Origin of the sequence: Streptomyces collinus, from assembly GCF_031348265.1 — a bacterium.
Classification (GTDB): domain Bacteria; phylum Actinomycetota; class Actinomycetes; order Streptomycetales; family Streptomycetaceae; genus Streptomyces; species Streptomyces collinus.
In genome coordinates, this window is sequence record NZ_CP133771.1 from 6,423,711 (window position 1) to 6,446,815 (window position 23,105).

The 23,105-nt window shown below is 72.3% G+C and carries 15 protein-coding genes and 1 pseudogene; 7 read left to right on the forward strand and 9 right to left on the reverse strand.

Features of this window, described 5'->3' with window-relative positions; all coding sequences use genetic code 11:
* The first annotated feature begins 52 nt into the window (after nucleotides 1-52).
* Together RFN52_RS29410 and RFN52_RS29415 are read left to right on the forward strand one after the other, a co-directional pair.
* On the forward strand, nucleotides 53-3,454 hold the full coding sequence (locus RFN52_RS29410; protein WP_184850572.1) for a trypsin-like peptidase domain-containing protein: 3,402 nt from the start codon (nucleotides 53-55) through the stop codon (nucleotides 3,452-3,454).
* A 170-nt stretch (nucleotides 3,455-3,624) separates the two neighbouring features.
* Nucleotides 3,625-4,578 carry a bifunctional riboflavin kinase/FAD synthetase gene (locus tag RFN52_RS29415; RefSeq protein ID WP_184850574.1) on the forward strand — a complete coding sequence of 318 codons (954 nt, stop codon included), beginning with the start codon at nucleotides 3,625-3,627 and terminating at the stop codon, nucleotides 4,576-4,578.
* 66 nt (nucleotides 4,579-4,644) lie between these two features.
* Here the strand turns inward: RFN52_RS29415 and RFN52_RS29420 are convergent, their stop codons facing one another.
* The 9 genes and pseudogenes from RFN52_RS29420 to eccE all read right to left on the reverse strand — a co-directional run bounded on the left by RFN52_RS29420 (nucleotide 4,645) and on the right by eccE (nucleotide 17,172).
* The gene (locus RFN52_RS29420) at nucleotides 4,645-5,673 is read right to left on the reverse strand and encodes an oligopeptide/dipeptide ABC transporter ATP-binding protein (protein ID WP_184850576.1); all 1,029 of its coding nucleotides are present in this window, start codon (nucleotides 5,671-5,673) and stop codon (nucleotides 4,645-4,647) included.
* Nucleotides 5,670-6,689 (reverse strand): ABC transporter ATP-binding protein, encoded by a 1,020-nt coding sequence (locus tag RFN52_RS29425; RefSeq protein ID WP_184850578.1) that lies wholly within the window; start codon nucleotides 6,687-6,689, stop codon nucleotides 5,670-5,672. The genes RFN52_RS29420 and RFN52_RS29425 overlap by 4 nt, the downstream gene beginning before the upstream one ends.
* On the reverse strand, nucleotides 6,686-7,597 hold the full coding sequence (locus RFN52_RS29430) for an ABC transporter permease (protein ID WP_184850580.1): 912 nt from the start codon (nucleotides 7,595-7,597) through the stop codon (nucleotides 6,686-6,688). Before RFN52_RS29430 ends, RFN52_RS29425 begins: the two co-directional genes overlap by 4 nt.
* Nucleotides 7,594-8,643 (reverse strand): ABC transporter permease, encoded by a 1,050-nt coding sequence (locus RFN52_RS29435; RefSeq protein ID WP_184850582.1) that lies wholly within the window; start codon nucleotides 8,641-8,643, stop codon nucleotides 7,594-7,596. The genes RFN52_RS29430 and RFN52_RS29435 overlap by 4 nt, the downstream gene beginning before the upstream one ends.
* An 18-nt stretch (nucleotides 8,644-8,661) precedes the next feature.
* The gene (locus RFN52_RS29440; protein WP_184850584.1) at nucleotides 8,662-10,515 is read right to left on the reverse strand and encodes an ABC transporter substrate-binding protein; all 1,854 of its coding nucleotides are present in this window, start codon (nucleotides 10,513-10,515) and stop codon (nucleotides 8,662-8,664) included.
* 296 nt (nucleotides 10,516-10,811) lie between these two features.
* Nucleotides 10,812-13,841 carry a MinD/ParA family ATP-binding protein gene (locus tag RFN52_RS29445; protein ID WP_425579483.1) on the reverse strand — a complete coding sequence of 1,010 codons (3,030 nt, stop codon included), beginning with the start codon at nucleotides 13,839-13,841 and terminating at the stop codon, nucleotides 10,812-10,814.
* Nucleotides 13,842-14,654: 813 nt separating this feature from the next.
* Nucleotides 14,655-14,768 (reverse strand): annotated as a pseudogene (locus RFN52_RS40255) (hypothetical protein); the annotation flags it as partial.
* 302 nt (nucleotides 14,769-15,070) lie between these two features.
* Nucleotides 15,071-15,820: a hypothetical protein gene (locus tag RFN52_RS29450; RefSeq protein ID WP_184854076.1), complete on the reverse strand. Its 750-nt coding sequence runs from the start codon at nucleotides 15,818-15,820 to the stop codon at nucleotides 15,071-15,073.
* A 35-nt stretch (nucleotides 15,821-15,855) separates the two neighbouring features.
* Nucleotides 15,856-17,172 carry a type VII secretion protein EccE gene (gene eccE / locus RFN52_RS29455; RefSeq protein ID WP_184850588.1) on the reverse strand — a complete coding sequence of 439 codons (1,317 nt, stop codon included), beginning with the start codon at nucleotides 17,170-17,172 and terminating at the stop codon, nucleotides 15,856-15,858.
* A 198-nt stretch (nucleotides 17,173-17,370) separates the two neighbouring features.
* On the opposite strand from eccE, the gene eccB reads away from it, so the two are divergent.
* The 5 genes from eccB (at nucleotide 17,371) to RFN52_RS29480 (ending at nucleotide 23,071) form a co-directional block, all read left to right on the forward strand.
* Entirely contained in the window at nucleotides 17,371-18,897 is a 1,527-nt protein-coding gene (gene eccB, locus RFN52_RS29460; RefSeq protein ID WP_184850590.1) for a type VII secretion protein EccB, read from the forward strand.
* Between the two features lie 11 nt (nucleotides 18,898-18,908).
* Complete coding sequence (gene mycP, locus RFN52_RS29465; protein ID WP_184850592.1) at nucleotides 18,909-20,180, forward strand: type VII secretion-associated serine protease mycosin; 1,272 nt, start codon at nucleotides 18,909-18,911, stop codon at nucleotides 20,178-20,180.
* Nucleotides 20,168-20,779: a hypothetical protein gene (locus tag RFN52_RS29470; RefSeq protein WP_184850594.1), complete on the forward strand. Its 612-nt coding sequence runs from the start codon at nucleotides 20,168-20,170 to the stop codon at nucleotides 20,777-20,779. Before mycP ends, RFN52_RS29470 begins: the two co-directional genes overlap by 13 nt.
* A 166-nt stretch (nucleotides 20,780-20,945) precedes the next feature.
* A complete protein-coding gene (locus RFN52_RS29475) occupies nucleotides 20,946-21,392 on the forward strand; it encodes a DUF2563 family protein (protein WP_191848025.1) in 447 nt (148 codons plus the stop codon).
* The gene (locus RFN52_RS29480; protein ID WP_184850598.1) at nucleotides 21,392-23,071 is read left to right on the forward strand and encodes a hypothetical protein; all 1,680 of its coding nucleotides are present in this window, start codon (nucleotides 21,392-21,394) and stop codon (nucleotides 23,069-23,071) included. The genes RFN52_RS29475 and RFN52_RS29480 overlap by 1 nt, the downstream gene beginning before the upstream one ends.
* Nucleotides 23,072-23,105: the final 34 nt, after the last annotated feature.

Genomic DNA, 23,105 nt, shown 5'->3' on the forward strand with positions numbered 1-23,105 from the left:
CGCCCCTACCGTCGAACACGAGGGCACGGCTGTACGGCGGGGAGGCTCGACGATGGCGTCGCGGAACCGGTCCCGGGAGACGGACGACAGCCCACAAGGCTCCCCGGAGCTCCCCGGACCAGCACGGCACGAGGCCGGGGCGGTCCCCGGCGACGCCCTCGTCCGCATCCACGACCTGGCCGGCCGCCCCCGCGGCACCGGCTTCCTGGCCGACCACCACGGCACGCTGATCACCAGCCACGAGGCCGTCGACGGCCTGCCCCGGCTCGTCCTGTACGGCGCCGAGGGCCGCCGCCGGGTCGTGTCCGCCGACGCGGTCACCCCCCTGCCCGCACTGGACCTGGCCCTCGTTCGGACCGAGGGGCTCGGTGTGCCGCCGCTGCCCGTCACCGTGCGGGAGGAAGCCAGAACCGGCACCTATGTGCGGATCGCCGCCGACGGCTGGCGCGAGGCACGGCTGCTGGGCTCGGCCTCCGTGACCTACGCGGCCACGGACCGCTTCCACCGCCTCGACGACGCCCTGGAGCTGGCGGTCGGCACGGCAGGGCGGGACGCGCTGCGGCCGGGCGGCGGGGCGGCCGGCGGCCCGGTGCTCGACGCCGGGACCGGCGCCGTGGTGGGGGTGCTGGGCACCGCTCTCAGCTCCGATCACAGCGACGTCGGATTCGCCGTACCGCTGCGTTCCCGGCTCGCCGGTGCCGTACAGCCACTGGCCGCCGTGCTCGCGGAGAACGCGGCGACGGTTCCCGCGTACGGCGCGGACCTCAATCCGGCCGGGGTGCTGGACCTGACCGCCACCTCCGTGGCACTGGAGGGCCCGCCCGGCGGCAGCGGAATCCCGCAACCGGTCGAACGGGCGGCCGTGGCTGCCGGGATCAACGCGTTCACCCGCGGCCCGGCGGCCGTGCTCGGCCTCGTCGGCCCTCCGGGCAGCGGTCGTACGACGGAACTCGCGGCGCTCGCCGCGCGGCGCCGGCGGGACGGACAGCCCACGCTCTGGCTGCGCGGCAGTGAACTACGGGACGGTGACACGTCGGTGGCCGACGCGGCACACCGGGCGCTGGACCGGGCCGCCCCCGCCGTGGCCGCCTCCGTCCCGGCCGGCCCGGGCGACATCACGCCCGAGCGCCTGGCCCACCTCGCCCGGTCCGAGGGCCGCCCGCTGCTGCTCCTGCTCGACGGCCCCGAGGAGATGCCCCCGGCCCTGGCCCGCCGCCTGACCGACTGGACGGACGGGACCACGCGGTGGCTGCGGGAGTCGGGAGCCCGGCTGGTGGTGGCGTGCCGGGCGGAGTACTGGGAGACCGCGCCCCTCCCCGCGGAGCCGTGCGTGGCCGTCGGCGACCTCACCGAGAGCGAGGCGCGGGAGGCGTACCGGCGCCACGGCCTGGCCGATCACGCCCTCGCCCCGGCCGACGCCCGGCACCCCCTCACCCTCGGTCTGCTCGCCGAGGTCCGGGCCGCCCTCCCCGAGCACTCCGAGCCGGCCGCGGCCGACCGGAACGACGTCTTCGCGGCCTACCTCGACCTGATGTCCCTGCGGGTCGCCCAGCGCCTGGCCGCCGGCGACGGCCTGCACGGCACCGCCGTGCGCCGCCTGGCCGCGAAGGTCGCCGGGCAGGTGCACGAGGCCGCCCGGCGCAGCCTCGGACCGGGGCCGGGGGACCTGGACCCGCAGGCGTTCGCGGAGGTGTTCCCGTGGGGGACCGCCCCGGAGCGGCTCGGCGGCGGCACCGGCTGGGCGTCGGCCGTGCTCGCCGAGGGCCTGCTCGTGCCCGCCGGACCCGGCTACCGCTTCGCGCACGAAGGGCTCGCCGACTGGCTCCAGGGCATGCACCTCGACCTCGACGAAGCCCTGCACGCCCTCGTCCACCGCGCCGAGGATGCCCTGTCCGACCCCGTGCCGCACCACCGCATCGGGCCGGTCGTCCAGGCCCTGCTGTACGCCGGCCGCCAGCACGGCCCCGGTCACCTGACCTCCCGCCTGGCCGACCTGGTGCACGCCCTGGACGCCGATCCGCGCTCCTGGTGGGCCGCCCGGCTGCTCGCCGGGACGCTGCCGGCCCTGCCCGACGCGGCGCCGTACACAGAGGTGCTGCGGCTGCTCGCCGACCGGATCGTGGCCTGGCGGCGGCAGGAGCGGCCCGTCCCGGAGGAGCTCGGGCCCGCCTTCTGGACCGGCGTCAGGCTCCCGGAGGAGGCACGCTGGGCCCTGCTGCGGCGGCTGGTCCACGCCGACGGGCCGCCGCGCGAGGCCGGACCCCGCTTCCTGGACGCCGTCGCCGAACTCCTCGCCGCCGACCCCGCCGCCGTGCAACCGCAGCTCGCCCACTGGTTCGACGACGAGCAGCCGCTGCCCGCCACCCCGCACGCGACCGTGGCCACGGCCGCCCAGGCGCTCCTGCACACCCACCGCCACGGCACCCTGGACGGTCTGACGGACGTGCTCGTCGACCGTGCGCACCCGCGGGCCGACGAACTGCTCGCCGTGCTGGCCGAGGAGGAGCCGTCGGGGGTGTGCCGGGCCGTCGACCGGTGGGCGCGCGACGAGCGGCCCGCGCGGCGCAGCGCCGCGGTGGCGCACGGACTGCGCGTCGCGCCGCACGTGAGCACCGGAGGCGACCGCGCCCTCCTGCGCTACGCGGCCCTCACCCTGCTCGCCCGCACCGCCGACCGCGCCCTGCACGGCGGCGCCCTCGCCCTCCTCGTCCAGGACCCCCACACCCGGGCCCGCTACCTCCCCCGGGCGCTGGAGCACTTCGCGGCGGGCGACCCGCGGTTCTCACCGGACGCGCTCGCCGGCGCCCTCCTGACCGACCCCGAGCCGGTCCTCGGGGCCTTCGCGGCCCGGCTGGAGCGGCCGGACGCGGAGGAGGCCCTGCGGGCACTGGCCGACGCAGCCCCGCCCGGCCTGGCCCGGCGGGTCGCCGCAGTGGTGTGCCGGGCGGCCTCGCTGCGGCCGGAACTCGCCGGGCACACGGCCGCGTACGCCGACCAGCGGCTCGACCGGGGCTCCGCCGCCCGGCCCGTGCTCCTGCCGCTGATCACGGGCCTGCTGGAGGACGGCCCGGTGCGGCTGCGCTGCGCCCTGGCCGCCGTCCTCACCCCGCCCGGCATCCCCGCCTCGCGTCCGCTGCGCCGCGAACTGCGCGACGCGCTCCTCGCCCGGGAACACGACACCGACGTCCTGGACGCGCTGCTGAACGCCGCCGCCCGCAACGCCGGCGACGACCTGCGCGACCTCGTCCACCGCATCGGACTGCTCCTCGTGCGCACCCCGGAGGGCGCCACCCGCTTCGACCGCGCCCTGGTCGACCTGGGCCGGCACGTGCCCGGCTTCGCCGCCCGCGCGGCCGCCTGGCTGGCCGAGGCGCCCGAGGAGTGGGCGGCGCTGGTCGGGCCGAGCTCCCACCGGATGATCGAGAACCTGGCGGGCGCGGGCGTCCCCGCGTGACCGGCCTTCCGGGCGCCGGGCCGCAGTACGGTGCCGTGCGCCCTGTCACAGCCCCCATGCCGATGCGGGCAGGAGGCACCCGGCATGGCACCCTTAGACCTGCGCACGAGGCAATCACGGACAACCGACCGGACACGGGTTCGACGAGCTTTCGACAAGGAGCAGGCACAGTGCAGCGCTGGCGTGGCTTGGAGGACATCCCCCAGGACTGGGGGCGCAGCGTCGTCACCATCGGCTCCTACGACGGAGTGCACCGCGGGCACCAGCTGATCATCCGGCATGCCGTGGACCGCGCCCGGGAGCTGGGTGTGCCCGCCGTCGTCGTCACCTTCGACCCGCACCCCAGCGAGGTCGTCCGCCCCGGCAGCCACCCGCCGCTGCTCGCCCCGCACCACCGCCGCGCCGAACTCATGGCCGACCTGGGCGTGGACGCGGTGCTCATCCTCCCCTTCACGACCGAGTTCTCGCAGCTGTCCCCGGCCGACTTCGTCGTCAAGGTCCTGGTCGACAAGCTGCACGCCAAGGCGGTCGTCGAGGGCCCCAACTTCCGCTTCGGCCACAAGGCCGCCGGGAACGTGGAGTTCCTCGCCACGCAGGGCAAGACCTACGACTTCGAGGTCGAGGTCGTCGACCTGTACGTGACCGGTGCGGCGGGCGGCGGCGAGCCGTTCTCCTCCACGCTGACGCGACGGCTGGTCGCCGAGGGCGACGTCGAGGGCGCGGCGGAGATCCTCGGCCGGCCGCACCGGGTGGAGGGCGTCGTCGTCCGGGGCGCCCAGCGCGGGCGCGAACTGGGCTTCCCGACGGCCAACGTCGAGACGCTGCCGCACACGGCCATCCCGGCCGACGGTGTGTACGCGGGGTGGCTGCACGCCCAGGGCGAGGCGATGCCGGCGGCGATCTCCGTGGGGACGAACCCGCAGTTCGAGGGGACCGAGCGGACGGTGGAGGCGTACGCCATCGACCGGGTGGGGCTCGATCTGTACGGGCTGCATGTCGCGGTCGACTTCCTGGCGTTCGTGCGGGGGCAGGCCAAGTTCGACACGTTGGACGCGCTGCTGGTTCAGATGGGGCAGGACGTCGAGAAGTGCGCGGAGTTGGTGGCGGCTGAGGGGGCTGCCTAGTCTTCTTGTGGGCCGTCTGCGGGTGCGTTGTGGCTTGTCGCGCCCACGCGGCGGAGCCGCACATCGTTACAGCCCCGCGCCCCTTGAGGGCGCATGCGAAACCGCCCAGTGACAAGCGACCTGCGAGTCACCGCCCCCGCTCAGCACCTCCAAGTCCTGGTGCCTGCACGCGTCCGCCACGCCCGCCCGCTCCGCCTCGCCACCCGCCAGGATCTGGCAGCGCACGTGGAAGCGGCACCCTGACGGGATTCGGGACGGGTCCGGGGGTTCCCCGGTGAGGACGACCGGGGCGCCCGGGGCCTCCGGGAGGACCGACAGCAGCGCCTGCGTGTAGGGATGCCGCGGGGCCGTCAGGACCTGTTCCACCGCGCCCGTTTCCACGATCCGGCCCAGGTACATCACGGCGACCCGGTCGGCGATGTTCCACGCGAGGCCCAGGTCGTGCGTGACGACAAGGGCGGACAGGCCCAGCTCGGTGCGCAGCCGGAGCAGCAGGGCGAGGATCTCGCCGCGTACCGAGGCGTCGAGGGACGCCACCGGCTCGTCGGCGACGAGGAGTTCGGGTTCCAGGACGAGCGCCCCGGCGATGACGACGCGCTGGCGCTGCCCGCCGGACAGTTCGTGCGGGTAGCGCAGGAAGAAGCGCTCCGGGGGGCGCAGGCCGGCCCGGGACAGGGCATCGGCGACCGCCGCGCGTTCGTCGCCGCGGTGGCCGTGGATGCGCAGGCCCTCGGCGACCGCGTCGTACACCGTGTGCCGGGGGTTGAGCGAGCCGCTGGGGTCCTGGAGGACCAGTTGGACACGTTTGCGGTAGGCCTTGAGGGACCGGCCGGAGTAGTCCAGCGGGCGTCCGTCGAAGGTGACCCGGCCCGCGGTCGGCTCGACCAGCCCGAGCAGGCTGCGGGCCAGGGTCGTCTTGCCGCAGCCGGACTCGCCGACCAGGGCGACGATCTCGCCTCGGCGGATGTCGAGGTCGACGCCGTCCACCGCGCGGGCCCGGGGGCCGCCGTGCCGGCCGGGGAAGGTGATGTGGAGGCCCTGGGCGCTGAGCAAGGGGGCCGTGGTGACCTCGGGGGCCGTGGGCGATGTGGTCATGGCGTGCCGGGCCTCGCTTCCTCCAGGGGCTCTGGTTCCTCTCGGGCGCCACGGCGTGCGTCCGCCGGTGGCCCGACCAGTACGCACGCCGCCCGGCGCTCCGGTCCCGCGGTCCGCAGCAGCGGGTCCTCCTCCGGGCACGACTCCAGCGCCACCGGGCAGCGTGGATGGAACGTGCACCCGGACGGCAGCGCGGCCGGGTCCGGCGGATCGCCCGCCAGCCCCTGCGGCGCGAACCGGGACGCCGGGTCGCCGATGCGCGGGAACGCCGCCGACAGGGCCCGGGCGTACGGGTGCCGGGCGTCCTCGTACACCTGGGCGGCCGGGCCCTCCTCGACCACCCGGCCCGCGTACATCACCGCCAGCCGGTCGCAGGTGTCGGCGAGGACCGCAAGGTCATGGCTGATCATGATCAGGCCGAGGTCCTGGTCCGCGACGAGCTGCTCGATGAGCCGGAGGATCTGGGCCTGGATCATCACGTCGAGAGCGGTCGTCGGCTCGTCGGCGATGATCAGCCGGGGATCGCAGGCCAGGGCCATGGCGATCATGACGCGCTGGCGCTGGCCGCCGGACAGCTCGTGCGGATAGGCGTCGGCGCGGGCGGCGGGCAGCCCGACCTGCTCCAGCAGCTCGCCGGTCTTCCTCTTCGCCCCGGCCGCGGTGGCCTTCTTGTGCAGCAGGATCGGCTCGGCGATCTGGTCGCCGATGCGGTGCACCGCGTTGAGGGAGTGCATCGCGCCCTGGAAGACGACGGAGGCCCCCGCCCAGCGGACCGCCCGGACCCGGCCCCACTTCATGGCCAGCACGTCCTCGCCGTCGAGAAACACCTCCCCGGTGATCCGGGAGCCCGCCGGCAACAGCCGCAGCAGGGCCAGCGCCAGCGTGGACTTGCCGCAGCCGGACTCCCCGGCGAGGCCGAGCTTGTGACCCGCCTCCAGGCGCAGATCGACCCCGCGCACGGCGGCCGCCCCGCCGGCGTACGTCACGGTCAGGTTCCTGACGTCGAGCAGACTCAACGCGACACCCCCAGCCTGGGGTTGAGGACGGACTCCACGGCGCGCCCGCACAGCGTGAACGCCAGCGCCACCACGGCGATGGCGATGCCCGGCGGCACCAGGTACCACCAGTCCCCGGCGCTGACCGCGCCCGCCTCGCGCGCGTCCTGGAGCAGCCCGCCCCACGAAACGACCGTCGGGTCGCCGAGGCCCAGGAAGGCGAGGGTCGCCTCGGCGAGGATGGCCGAGGAGATGATCAGGGTCGTCTGGGCCAGCACCAGCGGCATCACATTGGGCAGGACGTGCCGGGACATGATGTGCCAGTGGCCGCCGCCGAGCGCCTGCGCCCGCTCGATGTACGGGCGGGTCTCCACGGCGAGGGTCTGCGCACGCACCAGCCGGGCCGTGGTCGGCCAGGTGGTCACGCCGATCGCGACGACGGTCGTGGTCAGCGAGCGGGACATCACGGTCGCCAGGGCGATCGCCAGCACCAGCGTCGGCATGACCAGGAACCAGTCGGTGATCCGCATCATCACCGTCGCGTACCAGCCCTTGAAGTGCCCCGCCGTCACCCCGATCAGAGTGCCGATCGCGACCGACAGCACGGCGGCCAGCAGCCCGACCAGCAGCGACACCCGCGAGCCCCAGATCACCAGGCCCAGCAGGTCCCGTCCGAACTGGTCGGTGCCGAGCGGGAACTCGGCGCTCGGGCTCTGCATCGGGCGCCCCGGCGCCTGAGTCACACTGCTCACGTCGGAGCCGACGAACAGCGGTGCGAACAGGGCCAGCAGCGCGCACAGCGAGAGCGCGGTCAGGCCGTACAGCCCGGCCCGTTCGGAGCGGTACTGCCGCCAGAAGCGGGCGACGGAGGCCCGGCGCCGCTGCCGGGCGAGGGCGCGCGGGCCAGGGGCGGTCTCGGTCGTCGTCATCGGGCCACCCGGGGGTCCAGCAGCGGATAGACCAGGTCGGCGAGGGTGTTCATCAGGATCACCGCGGCGGCGAACACGAAGAACAGCCCCTGCACGAGCGGCAGATCGGGCACGCTCAGCGCCTGGTAGAACAGCCCGCCGAGCCCCGGCCAGGAGAACACCGTCTCCACCAGGATCACGCCCGCCACCGTCCGGCCGAGGTTGATGAAGATCAGCGTCACGGTCGGCAGCAGCGCGTTCGGCACGGCGTGCCGGCGGCGTACGAGGTCGTCGCGCAGCCCCTTGGCCCGCGCGGTCGTCAGATAGTCGCTGCCCATCTCGTCCAGCAGCGCCGACCGTGTGACCAGCAGCGTCTGCCCGTACTCCACGGCCACCAGCGTCACCACCGGCAGCACCAGATGGTGCGCCACGTCCAGGACGTACGCGAAGCCCTCCTCGCCGCCCGACTCCATGCCGCCGGTCGGGAACATGCCGGGCAGCGGGCCGATGCCCACCGACAGCACGATGATCAGCAGCAGTCCCAGCCAGAAGGACGGAATGGAGTACAGCGTCAGCGCGAGGCCGGTGTTGACGCGGTCGCCCAGCCTGCCGTGCCGCCATGCCGACCGGGTGCCGAGGAAGATGCCCAGCGCCGTGTAGAGGATGAAGGCGGTACCGGTGAGCAGCAGGGTGTTCGGCAGCGCCTCGGTGATCTTGTCGACGACGGGGGCGCGGAACTGGTACGACGTCCCGAAGTCGCCCGTGAGCGCCTTGCCACAGTAGTCCGTGAACTGCCGCCACAGGGGCAGGTCGAGCCCGAACTCCTCGCGGTAGGCGGCCAGTTGCTCCGCCGACACCTGACGGCCGCCCGTCATGGTCTTCACCGGGTCGCCGGGGATCAGCCGGAAGAGGAAGAAGCTGGTCACGAGCACGGCCAGCAGCGAGACGGCGGCACCGGCCACCTTGCCCGCCAGGTACCGCGGGTACGCGGAGCCCTTGCGTACCCGCGGCCCGGCCGCCGTCCGCTGCTTGTCCTCGACCAGCGCGGGGGTCGCGTCAGCGGTCATGAGTACCCGCTCGCCGCTTCACTCGCGTTCCTCGGCGGTGGCCCGCCGCCGCATCGCCGCGAAGGCGCCGAGCCCGCCGAGGATCACCACACCCGCGACGATCCCGACCACGACCCCCGTCGACGACGCGTTGTCCGAGGACCCGCCGGAGTCCGCGGGCACCGCCGACCACCAGCTCCAGTAGCCGTCCTGGCCGTAGATGTTGCCCGCCTTCGCCGGCATGGTCGTGATCGACTTGATCTGGTCCGTCCGGAAGGCCTCGACCGCGTTCGGATACGCCATGACGTTCATGTACCCGAGGTCGTACAGCCGCGACTCCATCTGCTTGACGATGTCCGCCCGTTTGGCGGGGTCGTACTCGGTGAGCTGCCGGGCGTAGAGCTCGTCGTACTTCTTGTCGCAGATGAAGTTGTCCGTCGCGCCCGTCTCCTCCGGGGTCGCCGGCAGCGCCCCGCAGGTGTGGATGGACAGCACGAAGTCGGGGTCGGGGTTGACCGACCAGCCGTCGAACGCCAGGTCGTACTTACCGGCCAGCCAGGGGTCGGTCACGTTGTCCAGGCAGTTGAGCTGGACGCCGATGCCGAGCTCGCCCCACCACTCCTGGAGGTACTTGCCGACCGCCTTGTCGTTGGGGTCGGTGGCGTGGCACAGGACGCGGTAGGTGATCGGCTTGCCGTCCTTGCCGACGCGTTTGCCGTCGCCGTTCTTCTTGTACCCCGCCTGGTCGAGCAGCCGGGCCGCCTCGGCCGGGTCGTACGCCAGCTTCCGGTCCGCGGAGGGCTTCCAGAAGTAGTCCTGGAAGCGCGGCGGGATGTAGCCCTCGCCCTCGACGGCGTGGCCCCGGAACACCTTGTCGATGATGGCCTCGCGGTCCACGGCCCGGAACAGCGCGTTGCGCACCCGCTGGTCCAGCAGGGAGGGGTGGCCGTCGCCGAACTTCTCGCCGTTCTTCGCCTTCGCCCCCGGGTTGGTGGCGAGGGCGTAGAAGCGGCGGCCGGGGGCGTCGTTCACCTGGATGTTCTCCGCGCCCTTCAAGGACTCCGCCTGAGCGGGCGTCAGGGACGGGGACCCGGCGACGAAGGACACCTCGCCCTTGCGCAGCGCGGAGACGGCCGCGTCCTGGTCCTTGTAGTAGCGGAAGACCAGCTCGTCGAACTTCGGCGACCCGCGCCAGAAGCTCTTGTTGGCCTTGAGCCGGACATAGCTGTCGGCCTTGTAGCCGCTCAGCACGAACGGTCCGTTCCCCACGACGGGGAAGCTCTTGTCGTTGTTGAACTCGGAGAAGTCCGAGACCTTCTCCCACACGTGCTTCGGCACGATCGGCACGTCCAGCGCGGCCATCGTGGCCTGCGGCTTCTTCAGCTCGATGACCAGCTTCGTGGGGCTCGGGGCCGTCACCTTCCGGAAGTTCCCGACGTAGCTGCCGTTCGCCGTGGCAGCGCCGGTGTCGGTCATCATCTTGTTGAAGGTCCACGCCGCGTCCTCGGCGGTGGCCTGCTCGCCGTCCGACCACTTGGAGTTGTCGCGGATCGTGTACGTCCACGTCAGCTTGTCCGGCGACGGCTCCCACTTGGTGGCCAGGCCCGGGATCGCGTGGTTGTCCTTGGGGTCGTAGTTGGTCAGGTACTCGTACATGAGCCGGTGGATGCTCGTGCTGAGCAGCCGGACCGCGAGGAACGGGCTGAGCGAGTCCACGCTCTGCGCCACCGCGACGGTCAGCACCTTCTTGCCGTCGTCGGCCGCCCGCGCCTGCTGGGGAGCCGGGTCGAGCGGGGTCGCGAGACCGGCGGTGAGGGTGAGCGCGGCGGCCCCGGCCAGGGCGACGAGCCGGAGGCCGTGCGGGAGGCTGCGTTTCTGATCGTTCGTGCCCATGGTCGGACCTCGCGTCATCGCTCGGACGGGAAGGACGGGTTGATCAGCTGTCAGATACGTGATGTGTGTGTACCAGCGGCCGTCTCCACCCGTCAACGGCGTGTTCACCCCTTGTGGCCTGCGGAAATAACGAATTGGCGAGCTTTTCCCACTCATTGGTCGAGACCACTGACGCGCTCCTGGCCAGGGCCTGGCAACGGAATTCGCCCCTGAACGCGCCAAGGCCCGCGCCGAGTCGGAACGGCGCGGGCCGGGCGGGGATCGGCCCCGCGAAAGGAGCCGATCGGGTGAGGTGATTACTGCGTCGGGGGCGGGGGCGGCGGGGTCTGCCCGTCGGGCTGGGCCGGGTGGCCGGGCTGACCCGGCTGGGGGTAGCCGTAGCCGGGCTGCGGGGGAGCGGCCGGGGGCTGCCCCGGCTGCGGGTACGGCTGGCCGGGGTGGGCCGCCGGTTGCCCGGGCTGCTGACCCGGCTGGCCCGGCTGCCCGGGCTGCGGGTAGGGCGGCTGCTCCGCGGCCTGCGGGTACGGCTGCGGCTGTCCAGGCTGGGCGTAGGGCTGTCCGGGCTGGGCATACGGCTGTCCGGGCTGCGGGTACGGCTGACCGGGCTGCGGCTGCTGTGGCTGCTGTGGGTACGGGCCCGGCTGACCGGGAGCCGGCTGCTGCTGCCCGGGGTACGGGGGCTGGCCCGGCTGGGCGTAGGGCTGGCCCGGCACGGCCTGGCCCGGCACGGCCTGGCCCGGCAGCGGCGGGGCCGCGACCGGCGGCGGGTTGCCGTCGGAGGTCCACAGGCCGTGCGCCTGCTGGTGGCGGATGAAGTCCTCGGCGACCATCGCCGTGAGGTTGAAGTACGCCTCCCGCACCTTCGGCCGCATCATGTCGAGGTCGACCTCGGCACCGGCGGCCAGATGCTCGTCGAAGGGCACGACGACAACGCCCCGGCAACGGGTCTCGAAGTGCGTCACGATGTCCTCGACCTTGATCATCTTGCCGGTCTCGCGGACCCCGGAGATGACGGTGATGGACCGTGAGACGAGGTCGGCGTACCCGTGCGCGGACAGCCAGTCCAGCGTCGTGCTCGCACTGCTCGCCCCGTCCACGGACGGCGTCGAGATGATGATGAGCTGGTCGGCGAGGTCCAGCACACCGCGCATGGCGCTGTACAGCAGACCGGTACCGGAGTCGGTGAGGATCACGGGGTACTGCTTGCCCAGCACGTCGATCGCGCGCCGGTAGTCCTCGTCGTTGAAGGTCGTGGACACGGCCGGGTCGACGTCGTTGGCGATGATCTCCAGACCGGAGGGCGCCTGGGACGTGAACCGCCTGATGTCCATGTACGAGTTGAGGTACGGGATCGCCTGGACGAGGTCACGGATGGTCGCCCCGGTCTCCCGCCGCACGCGGCGCCCGAGGGTGCCGGCATCCGGGTTGGCGTCGATCGCGAGGATCTTGTCCTGCCGCTCGGTGGCGAGCGTGGAGCCCAGCGCGGTGGTCGTGGTCGTCTTGCCGACACCGCCCTTGAGGCTGATCACGGCGATCCGGTAGCAGGACAGCACGGGCGTGCGGATCAGGTCGAGCTTGCGCTGTCGCTCGGCCTCCTCCTTCTTCCCGCCGATCTTGAACCGGCCGCCGCCGGCTGCCGGACGGCTGCTCTTCGCCTTCTGCTTCTTGCTGTTGAGCAGCCGGTCGGACGACAGCTCCACGGCGGCGGTGTAACCGAGCGGCGCCGCCCCGGGGTTGGTCGGCTGCCGCTGGTCGTGCTGCATGGGCTGCGGCCAGGCGGCACCGGTACGGGGGTCCACGGGCTGCTGCGGCGGCTGCTGCCCGGGGTGAGGCTGCCCCGACGGGTCGGGCTGCCCGGCGTGCGGAGGCTGGGCCGCGGGCTGCGGCTGGGCCTGCGGGGGTACGCCGGGCTGGGCCTGGGCCTGGGGCTGCGGCTGCTGCACCGGAGGCTGGGGGAAGCCGTACCCGCCCTGGGCGTCGGGGACGCCGGGCTGCGGGAAGCCGTAACCGTCCCGGGGGGTGGGCGCGGCCGGGGCGGGTGCGCCCGGCTGGGGGAAGCCGTAGCCGTCCTGCGGGCTCGGTGCGGGGGTGGGCGGAGCGGCGGGCTGCTGGGCGGCCGGGGTGGGGGCGCCCGGGTGCGGGAAGCCGTAGCCGCCTTGCGCGTTGGGCGCGGCCGGGGCGGGGGCGCCCTGTTGGGGGAAGCCGTAGCCGCTCTGCGGGTTCGGCGTGTGGGGGCTGTTTGGCTGCGGGGCCGGGGGCTGTGCGGCCGGGGTGGGGGCACCGGGGTGCGGGAAGCCGTAGCCGCCTTGCGCGTTGGGCGCGGACGGGGCAGGGGCGCCCGGGTGCGGGAAGCCGTAGCCCCCGGGCTGCGGTACGGGCTGGGCGGGCGGCTGGTTGGGCGGCGTCGGTGCGGGCTGCTGGTTCCACGCGGCAGGCGCGGGCTGCGGCGCCTGAGGCTGGAACGGCGGCTGCTGTGCCGGAACGTAGGGCTGCGGTGGCACCGGAGGCTGACCCTGGGCGGCCGTCGGCTGCGGCTGAGCGGGCGGGTTCAAGTCCGAGGGCTGCGCCGGGGGCTGCTGCGTAGGCGGGGCGGGCCACTCGCTCGCCGGGGCCGGAGCGGCCGGCTGGTACGACGGCGGCAGTGGCGGCACGCCCTGCGGGGGCGGGGGAGCGGAGTCGGACGGTGTGCTCTGCTGGGCATCGGGCGAGGCCGGTACGGCGTCCTCGTCCTGCGCGGGCGCGCCGTCGGCGGGGGGCGCGTCGGTGGGCTCGGCAGCAGTCGCCACCGAGTCCTCGCGCTCCAGCTCGGCCCCGGCCGGCGCCGCGTCCGCAGGCTCGTCGGAGTCGGGCAGCGCGTCCTCGGGGTGCGCGTCGTCGGGCTCTGCGTGTGCGGGCTGTGCCTGCTCGTCCTCGGCCTCCGCGCCGTCGGCCTCGGCGTCTTCGGGCCCGGCGTCCTGGGCCTCGCTGTCGTCGGACTCGTTGCCCTCAGGTGCTGCAACCTGCGGCTGAAGGCCTGCGGGTGCGGGTGTCACGTCCTCGGCTTCCGGCCGGGTGCCCTCCGGCTCGGCCTCCTCGACGGGCAGCACGTCGGTGAAGGCGTCCGCGTCCAGCGCGTACTCCGAAACCGCAGCGGAGTCGTCGCCCTCCATGCCGGAATCTTCGTCGTCCGGGGCATCGGCACGGGCAGCGCCACCGGCCGCGTCGGCGTCCTCCGCCTCGGTGACTTCGGATGCTTCGGGTGCGTCGGGCGCCTCGGGCGCGGAAGCCGCATCCGCAGCGGCACGCTCCTCGATCTCACGCTTCAGCGCGACGGCGGAGAAACGCATGGTGGCGCCGCTCTCCAGATCGCCGTTCTCCGGCTCCGCGGCATCGACGGGAGCCGCCGCGGCCTCGGGAGCGGCCGGAGCTTCCTGAGCGGCAGGCGGAGTCTCCGGAGCGGCAGGCGGAGCAGCCGGCGCGTCGGGAGCGGCCGGTGCCTCCGGCGGAGCCGGCGGCGTCCACGGCGACTGATACCCGGCGACGGGGATGTTCGGCACAGCCGTAGGAGAGGCCGCGCCACCCGCGGGCGCCTCGCTCTGCCCCTGCGGCCGGCCCTCAGGCTGCGAGCCCTGCGGCTCGAACCCGCTTCCCATGGGAAGCCTGGGCACGGCCGAGGGACCCCCCGAAGAAGGCGCGGGCGGCGCCGGCGGCGTGAAGTGCGTACCCGGCGCGGGCGCGGGAGGCGTGAACGGAGCGCCCGGAGCGGGCGGAGGCGCGGGAGGGGTGAAGGGCGCCCCGGGCGCCGGAGCCGGTGCGGAGGCCTGCCCCGGCAGGGACGTAGGAAGGGACGAAGGCCCACCGGAAGGGTTGGCGTGCGGCGGCGGAGTCAGCCCGGGCAGCGGCGGCACCGGCCCCTTCGGCCGCCCGGAGACTCCGGGCGTCCCAGCGGCCCCCGGAGCTCCGGAACCCCCGCGCGCACCGGAAGCCACGTTGGCCCCGGAACCCCCGGGCACACCGGAAGACCCCGGCCCGGAACCGGGCGCCCCCGAAGCACTGGAGTCCTCGGACGCCCCCGCCCCCTGCCCCGAGTTCGCGTTGCCCGAGGCGTTCTGCGTGTACCAGGCGGGCGGCGCGTAGTCGATGGTGAACTCGCCCGTCATCTCCGCTGCGGACTCCGCGTCGGGCTGGTCATCGCCGGGTGTCGCCCAGCCCCCGCGGATCCCGTCCCGATCGCTGCTCACAGTGTTCCTCCTGGTGTGGTCGAGCACCCTCATGCCGTGCTGGGGCGACCCTTGCTTGTCGTCCGACGTCGTGCGAAGTCGTTTGAGGCGTATCGAGGTCGTCCGAGGTCGTCCGCTCCACAGGCTCCCCCGCCTTCCCGCTGGGACGCCGACGCCTACTCCACGGGTCTGACGTCGAGCCCTGTACCAGCCTAATCACCACACGCCCCGACCCGGCAGGGCCCGTCTGCCCCTCCACAGCAACGCTGGACCTCGAAAAGCAGGCAAAACAGACGTAATTGCTGGCGCAACAGTTGACAAACCGGGTGCTACGAACGGTTTCGCTGTCCGGTCCGTCAGTCCATCCGACGTGGCGTACCCAACAGCCCGGTCTCCGCGTCCGTGGGCTGTGTCATCACATACTGCCGATCGCGGTCGGTACACCACAGGGTGAGGCCGTCGGAAAGCCCCGGCAGGGAGTCCATTTCGGCCCGGGTGAGCGCCATCGTGCGGCCCAGTTCCGTGGCCTCGTCGGGCGACACCCTTTGAATCCCGACCAGTCGCGCCTGCCGCACGAGCCGCGGTGCGACCGGGCTGACGTACGGCAACAAGGTCAGAACCGACTGCCAAGGCCCGGAGGCCACGCGACCGCGAGGTGGCCGCATCCCGCAGTCCCGCACCACCAGCACCGGCGTACCGGCCGAGGCGCCCAGCGGCGGCACCCGCCCGACGTCGTACACGGCCATCCCGTTCTGACCGCCCCCCATGGCGTGCACCATCGGCATCCAGGCCTGCGCCCGCGCCGTCTCCACGGCGACCCGCGTCCCCGTCGCCGCCGCCCTGAGCGCGATGACCTGTACGGTCCACAGCCCGCCGATGAGCACGACGTCGTACGGAAGCGGCCGATTGAGCCCGAGTACCGCGGGCCGGCTCTCCGCGTCCACGCCGATGACGACGCCGTCGTCGGCCACGGGAAGGGCGAGGGTGTCCAGTTGGTCGACGGTCACGGAGTGCCGCGGGTGTCTCGGACCGATCAACCCGAATCCGTGGCGCAGTAGTTCACGCGCCCGCTCGGGGACAGAGGTCTGCGGCTCGCCCCGTCCGATGGCCGCCGCCCGTCCTGCGCGCGGGGTCCTCGACGTCACCGGGCACCTCCGAGGGGCAGAGTGGCGAGCATGCCGGGGACCTGTTCCCGGTCGAGCCGGGCGAGCCCCATGCCCGTGTGCCGGGCCGCAGCCTGCACCGCGCGCCGGGCGGCGACGAGTTCGTCGTCGCTGCGTCCGGTCACCCGCAGGTGCCCGCAGACCGACACCTCTTTACGTTCCCCCTGCCTGAGCGTGAGGCTGAAGGTGGTGGCGAGGGTGGGGACGGCCGTGACCAGAGCGACGAGCTGCGGCAGCGACGGCGCTCTCTCACCACCCAGGGAGGGCCACCGACGGATCCAGTACGTGGTGTGTCTGCGGTTGTCGCAGCGCCAGTTCCGGCCTGACTCCTCGGTCCGCCGCTCCCGCGTGTCCGTCCGCCCGGCCTCCGCCGTCACGAGCGGGTTGGCACAGGCCGACGTTGCGATGGCGGAGGTCAGCTGCTCCTCGTCGAGGAGGGTGGCCCGGAATCCGGATCCGGTGAGCCGGCTCGCGAGGTGGTCGGCGGCGCGCACGACACACTTCTGCGCTCCGACCAGGCCGCCCCCGCGCGCGGCCACCGCTTCCGCGCACATTTCCGGATCGAGCTTCAACGCGATCCAGGTGATGCGTACGGCCGGCGCACCCGTCTGTTCCTGCAGGGGCGCGTAGTTGGCGACGGCCACGGACTGCTTGGGCAGATGGATCGCGGGCGCGGGCTGGGTGTGGAGCACGACCTGCGCCGACTCCAGCCGGATGCCGTCCACCTCCAAGGCGTCGTGCACCAGAGAGAGCGGCAACGGCTGATTGTTCCGCTCGGCCCGCAGCGCCGTGGCGTCGGCCTCGACATGCAGGACCGCGGTGACGAACGTGCCGTCCCCGACGATTCCGACGGGTCGGCGGTCGCGGCCTGTGTACGTGTACGTCCGCAGACTCGGGTCGCACTCCACAGCGGGCGCCAGCCCTGGCTCCGTGCCCTCCGGTATCGGCGTACTCGCGGCCCGTCGTTGCCGTGCACGCAACGCCTGAGCCGTGGCCAGCCACTCGGGCAGCGAACGCCCGCGGCGACGGAGGAAGGAGAGCAGCAGCAGACAGCCGGCGAGGACGGCTGCGGGCACCACGGCCACGGGATCGATCACCCATCCGACGAGCAGGATGGCCGCGGCGACCTCGAACAGGACAAGGCGTTGCAACCGGAATGCTCCGAGCTGACCCGAACGCACCCTGGAGTGGAGTCCGCCCGGCGTGGCCGGCCGCTGCGCCGATCCCTGCCCGGCCGCCGAAGCACCCCGTGTCCGCGATCGGTCACGGGATCGGGCGCGCACCCCCGAAGCCATCACTCCATCCCCCCGTTCTACTGACAGCCCGCTGCCGTTTCAGCACCGCACCATGCCCGTGAAGGCCCGGGCACCCTACCCGCTCCACAAGTCCCCGCGGATACCAGGCATAGTAGGGGGCCGCTCTGACACCGGGCGGTCGGCCATGACACACCAGGCGAGCGCGGCACATGTGAACACGGGGAGAGACAAGCAGAGATGGCATCTCGGCGCGACCAGCTCAATGCCTACACCTTCGCGAAGCGCCGCATGCTCGCGGCTTTCCTGCAGTCGTCGCCCGACGGTTCGGAGGAGGGGGCGCCTCGTCCACTGCGCGCGGTCATCCCGGGCGCCATCGTGGCTGTGGTCGTCATGGCCGTCTTCGGGGCCTGGGGCATGTTCAAACCCACCGCACCAAAGGGCTGGGACGAGCCCAACGCCAAGGTGATCGTCGCCAGTGACTCGACGACGCGCTACGTCGTTCTGAAGACCGGCAAACAGGTTCAGCTGCACCCGGTCCTCAACATGGCCTCCGCGAAACTGCTCCTCGACGAAGGCCAGGGCGATGTGGTGACCGTCGCCGAGTCCGTACTCGACAACGGCAAGATCCCCCACGGGGCCACCATCGGCATCCCGTACGCGCCCGACCGTCTCCCCTCGGCGTCCGAGGCGGGCGGCGAGAAGCGCTGGGCTGTCTGCGAACGCCCCAGCGCGGGCGGCGAGTCCATCCAGAAGGCCGCCCTGGTCCTCGCCTCCCGCGACTTGAAAGCGACCGAGGGCAAGGGCGAGAAACTGACGGGCGGGCAACTGCTCTACGTCGTGGCCCCGGACGGAAAGCACTACGTGGTGGACGCGAGCGGACGCTCGTACCCCGTCGACAAGAGCAACGAACTGCTGCTGCGCGCCGTCGTCGGCTCCGGAGGCAAGCCGCAGCAGGTCTCCGGTGAGTGGCTGGAGACCCTGCACACCGGCGACCCGATCTCCTTCCCCGAGATCCCCGGCCAGATCGGTGTCGCGGCCGACGCCCCAGGTCAACTGGACGACAAGACCAACAAGGTAGGCATGGTCCTCAAGGCGTCCGACCTCAACAGTGATCAGTACTACGTGGTGCTGCCCGGCAGGGTCGCCCCCGTCTCGGCCTTCACCGCCCAACTCCTGCTGTTCAGCGAAGAGCTGGCCTCCCTCGGCCAGGCCGGTGAAGCCCAGGACATGAGCCCGGGTGCGATCGTCCCGGGCAAGCCGTTCGGCACCGAGCACCGCTGGCCGACCGAAAACCCCCAGCCCGTCAACGACGGTTCCGGCACCGCGGGAAGCCGCGGCACCGTCTGCAACGTCCTGCGCGGCGTCGACGCCGGCTCGGGGGCCACGACCCTGAGCACCTGGGCCGGCACCGACTTCCCGGCCAAGCTCCCCACCGGCTCCTCCAGCGCCTACGTCACCCCCGGCTCCGGCCAGCTCTACCGCCAGTTCCAGGGCAGGGAGACCAAGGCCGGCCCCGTCTTCCTCGTCACCGACACCGGCCTGCGCTATGTCCTGCAGTCCAACGCCGACAGCGGCGCGGACGACGCCGGCATCGGCACGACGGCCAAGGACCGCCGGCAGGCCCAGCAGGAGGCCCAACAGGCCCAGACCCGGCTCGGCTACAAGGATCTGGACCCCGCGCCGATCCCCGCCGCCTGGTCGGAGTTCCTGCCGACCGGCCCACGCCTGTCGACGACGGCGGCCCGCCAGCCGCAGGGATCCTGAGAGGGCCGGACATGCCACACCTGCCCTCCCTCCTCCGGACGGCGACCACAGTGGTGGCCGCGACCGTGCTCACGACCGCCCCCGTCGTCCTCGCGCCCCCCGCGGCGGCGGCCGACCTCCCGTACTCGGATCAGTGCGCGTTCCCCAACGGCAAGTACCCGGGGCGTCCCTGGTCCCTGCAACGCGTCCTCCTGGACGAGCTGTGGAGCCAGTCCACGGGCAAGGGCATGCGGGTGGCGGTGATCGACACCGGCGTCGACGTGACCAATCCCCAGCTCACCGACGCGGTCGATGCGAAGAGCGGCCGCAACTTCCTGCCGGAGAACCTCAAGGACGACGACGGCAACCCGATCGAGCGGGGCAAGGAGAACGGCACCACGGACACGGTCGGCCACGGCACCAAGGTCGCCGGCATCATCGCGGCCCGGCCCGCGAAGGGCACCGGCTTCGTGGGACTGGCCCCCGACGCGACGATCATCCCGATCCAGCAGAACGACGCGGAGGGCAACGGCGACGTCGGCACCCTGACCGCCGCGATCCGCTACGCCGTCCAGGCCGGGGCCGACGTCATCAACATCTCCCAGGACACCACGAAGCCGATGACGTCGACGTCCGATCTGAAGCTGGCGATCGACCAGGCCCTGAACAAGAAGATCGTGGTCGTGGCCTCGGCGGGCAACGACGGCCTCGGCGGCAACGTCAAGGAGACCTACCCCGCTTCCTACGAGGGCGTTCTCGCCGTCGCCGCCTCGGACCGCAACAACGAACGCGCCGCCTTCTCCCAGTCCGGCGAGTTCGTCGGCGTCGCGGCCCCCGGCGTCGACATGATCTCCACGGTCCCCAAGGGCGGTCACTGCTCCGACAACGGTACGAGCTTCTCGGCGCCGTACGTCGCCGGACTCGCGGCGCTGATCAAGGCGAAGCACCCCGACTGGACGGCCCAGCAGATCGTCGCCCAGATCGAACAGACAGCGGAGCGCACCACCGCGGGCCACGACCGCCTGGTCGGCTGGGGAGTGGTCGACCCCGTACGAGCCCTGACGCAGGACGAACACCCCCTGGAATCTCCCAGCCCTCAGGCAGGCTTGGGCAAACCCGAAGCCCCCACCCCGGCCAAGTTCCAGATCGGCGAAACCGCCGAGGAGCGCAACGCCCGCCTCGCCACCTACGTGGCCGTGGGCGCGGTGGTCCTCGTCGCGGGGATGGGTGGCACGGCGGTGGCGCTCCGGGACGCCCGGCGCAGGCAGAGGCGACGCGCGGAAGGCGGGTCATGGACGCGCTGACCGAACTGAATGTCCTCGGCCTCATCCTGTCCGCCGTGCTGCTGGCCATGGCCTGCATCAAGGCGGACCGCGTCCGGGCCTGGCGCGCCGGCATCAACCCGTCGGCCGAAGAACTGTCTGACGCCTCCTTCGTCGCCGCTCGCGTCATCTTCGTCGCCTTCGCCGGTGTCGGCATCTACCTGTGCGTGCAGGGTTTTGGAGTCTCCGATGACACGGCGTGGGACGACGCCGAGTTGACGACCGCGGTGCAGGGCGCCACGGAAGCCTTGGACGGCAGCTCCGGATTCGGCGACATCTATGCCGAGGACAACGACACCGGCTGGATCGACGAATACGCGACAAAAGTCGAGCAGGAGGTCGTCGAGCACGGCGGCGGCGACGCCCCGCAGTACGGCGTGAACGCGACACCCGCCGACTCGAACACACCCTCCGAGGCGCGTTACACGGTCACCGGCGGCGACTCGGCATTCTGCATGCAGGTCACACGCACCCGGTCGAAGGACGGGGACTATGAGCCGCCGGGAATCGGAGGAGGCCAGGGGACGGTGACGGTCCCTTCGTACGACTTCGCGGTGACGACGCGTGAGGGGGGTTGCTGACTTCGTGGTTCGGCCGGGACTGGTCCCCCTGGTAACTCACATACCACGAAGTTCAGTTGGTCGCGTCTCACACGTTGACTACAGTGGTGATCGAGTGTGCCGATCGGGTCGCCAACACCCGTGCACCGCTCAACGACTTTGTCAACGGGGAACGGGGAGGGAAGGCATGCTGCCTTCGGAGGGTTTCAAAGTCGGCTTGGAGGCGCTGGGAACCTTCAAAAAGCGTGTCGATGCAGTGCTCTCCACATTCGAGGGCTCACCCGGCAGCCCTCAGAAGATCGCGGCGCACGCTCTCTCCGAGGCCTCGTTCAGCGGCTCGGGCGGCTTCGCCGAGGCCAAGGGCCTCCACAGCCAGTACGAACGCGTCCACGAACGTCTCACCGCACTCTCCAAGAACCTGGGCCTGCAGATCGAGGCGATGCAGATCGCCGTCATGGGCGCGGGCGGCAACTTCAGCAACATCGACGAGGAGGAGCGGCGGCGGTTCTGGGAGATCAGGACTGAGATCGGCCGTCAGCACGAGGAAGCGGAGCGGGAGAGGGCAGCGGCGGAGGCGGAGAAGCGGGGCGAGTCCGCGCCGAAGAGCAACGACGAGCGGACGGTCACGTACTAGTGAGCGACAAGCAGAAGCCCCAGGAATCGCATCAGGCGGAGAAGGAACAGGCCGCGGCGCAGGTGGGCGTCATCGACATGGTGAGCGGAGCGACGGGGGTAGCTCAGCTCCTCCCCTTCGGCTGGAAGGTCCCCCGTGTCTTCGGCAAGACGAACTTCGAGGGCCACGCCCTGAACGCCATGATCGACATGGTCGAGTCCGCGAAACCGGAGGACTTGGAACTCGCGGGTACTGCCCTGCTGAACGCCCAGACCGCCATCGAAGAAGCAGCGGAGGAACTCGAAGGCCACATCACCCGGGTCGACTGGGAAGGCGAGTCGGGCGAGGCCTTCCGTAAGTGGGGCGCCAATCTCGTCATCCACGCCCGCAAACTTGCCGCATTCGCCGACGCCGCCGGCACCCAGATCACGGCAGCGGCCACGGGCCTCGCCTCGGTCCGCAGCGCCATGCCGCCGCGCGACACCCGAGAGGACCCCAAGGCGGTCGCGGACATTCCGACGCCCAAGCAGATCGAAAGCAACGCGGAGTACGCGGCTGCGGTCAAGGCCGAGAAGGACCGCCAAGAGGCGATCAACCAGATGAACCGGCTGGCGTCCTTCTATGCGGTGTCGGAAGAGATCATGGCTGGGCAGGAGCCGCCGACGTTCGAGCCCATGCCGGATGTGGGGGTGCCTAAGCCGGATCCGAACTATGGGGATTTCAGGAACTCTGGGGCGCAGGGCAGCGGGGGGCTAGGGTCCGGGTACCAGGCGGCGGTGGCCGGGCATGATTCTTCGAGTACGGCGACTGGGCACGCGCGACCGGGAGACGCTACGCCGCCGCTCAAGCATGTGGATGCCCCGACGGCTTTCTCGGGTGCGAACGTCGGCACGAAGATCGACAGCGTGGGAACCCTGTCGCCCCAGGAGGCCACGAGGCCGTCGACCAGTGTGGGGCCGACGATGACTGGGCCAAGTGGCGGCAACGGCGGGACAGTCCCTCCCTTTCCCTCCGGCACGCTTCCTCGCCCCCTCAGCGGGCAGCCAGGCCGCATCTCAGGGTTCGGCGGAGCGAATGGCAACAAGGCCCCGATCTCGGCTCAAGGTCGTACAGGTGCTTCGAGTGGCACCGTCGGCGGTCGCGGTACCACTGGCCCGATGGGTCACGCCACCACCACTGGACAGTCAGGTGCTCGAGGTGGCAGCGCTTCCCCCATGAGCCGAGGCGTCTCCGGCGGAATGCCACGCACCGTCGGGGGGCCAGCGAGCGACCGCGCGGGCGGTTCGAGCGCCACAGGTGCGGCGCGCGGTAATGGAGTTGTTGGAGGAAGGCCCGTCGCAGGTCCTCAAGGGGCGACCGGTTCCAAGGTTCCGCGCGGCACGGTCGTCGGCGCTGGCGGCAACACTGGCTCCCATGCGCCCGTCGGCCAAATCGGGCAGCGTGGAGTGATTGGAGCGCCGAGCTCCGCCCCTGGTGCTCGTCCGGGCCAGACTGCGCGTCCAGCCGCGGGAAATGCCGACGGCGTCGTCGGTACACCCAAAGGGCGAGCCCCAGCGGGGAGAAGCGGTGGGCCAGCCGGAGGTGGTGCAGGCGCGCCGCACGGCCGCACGGGAAACCGACGAAACACGAACCGCAGGGATCGTGAGGATGAGTCTCAACCGGAGACCCCGCGACGCAACACGCCACCAGCGACCGATTGACAAGAGCGAGGATCTGCAGAGTCATGACAGGGAC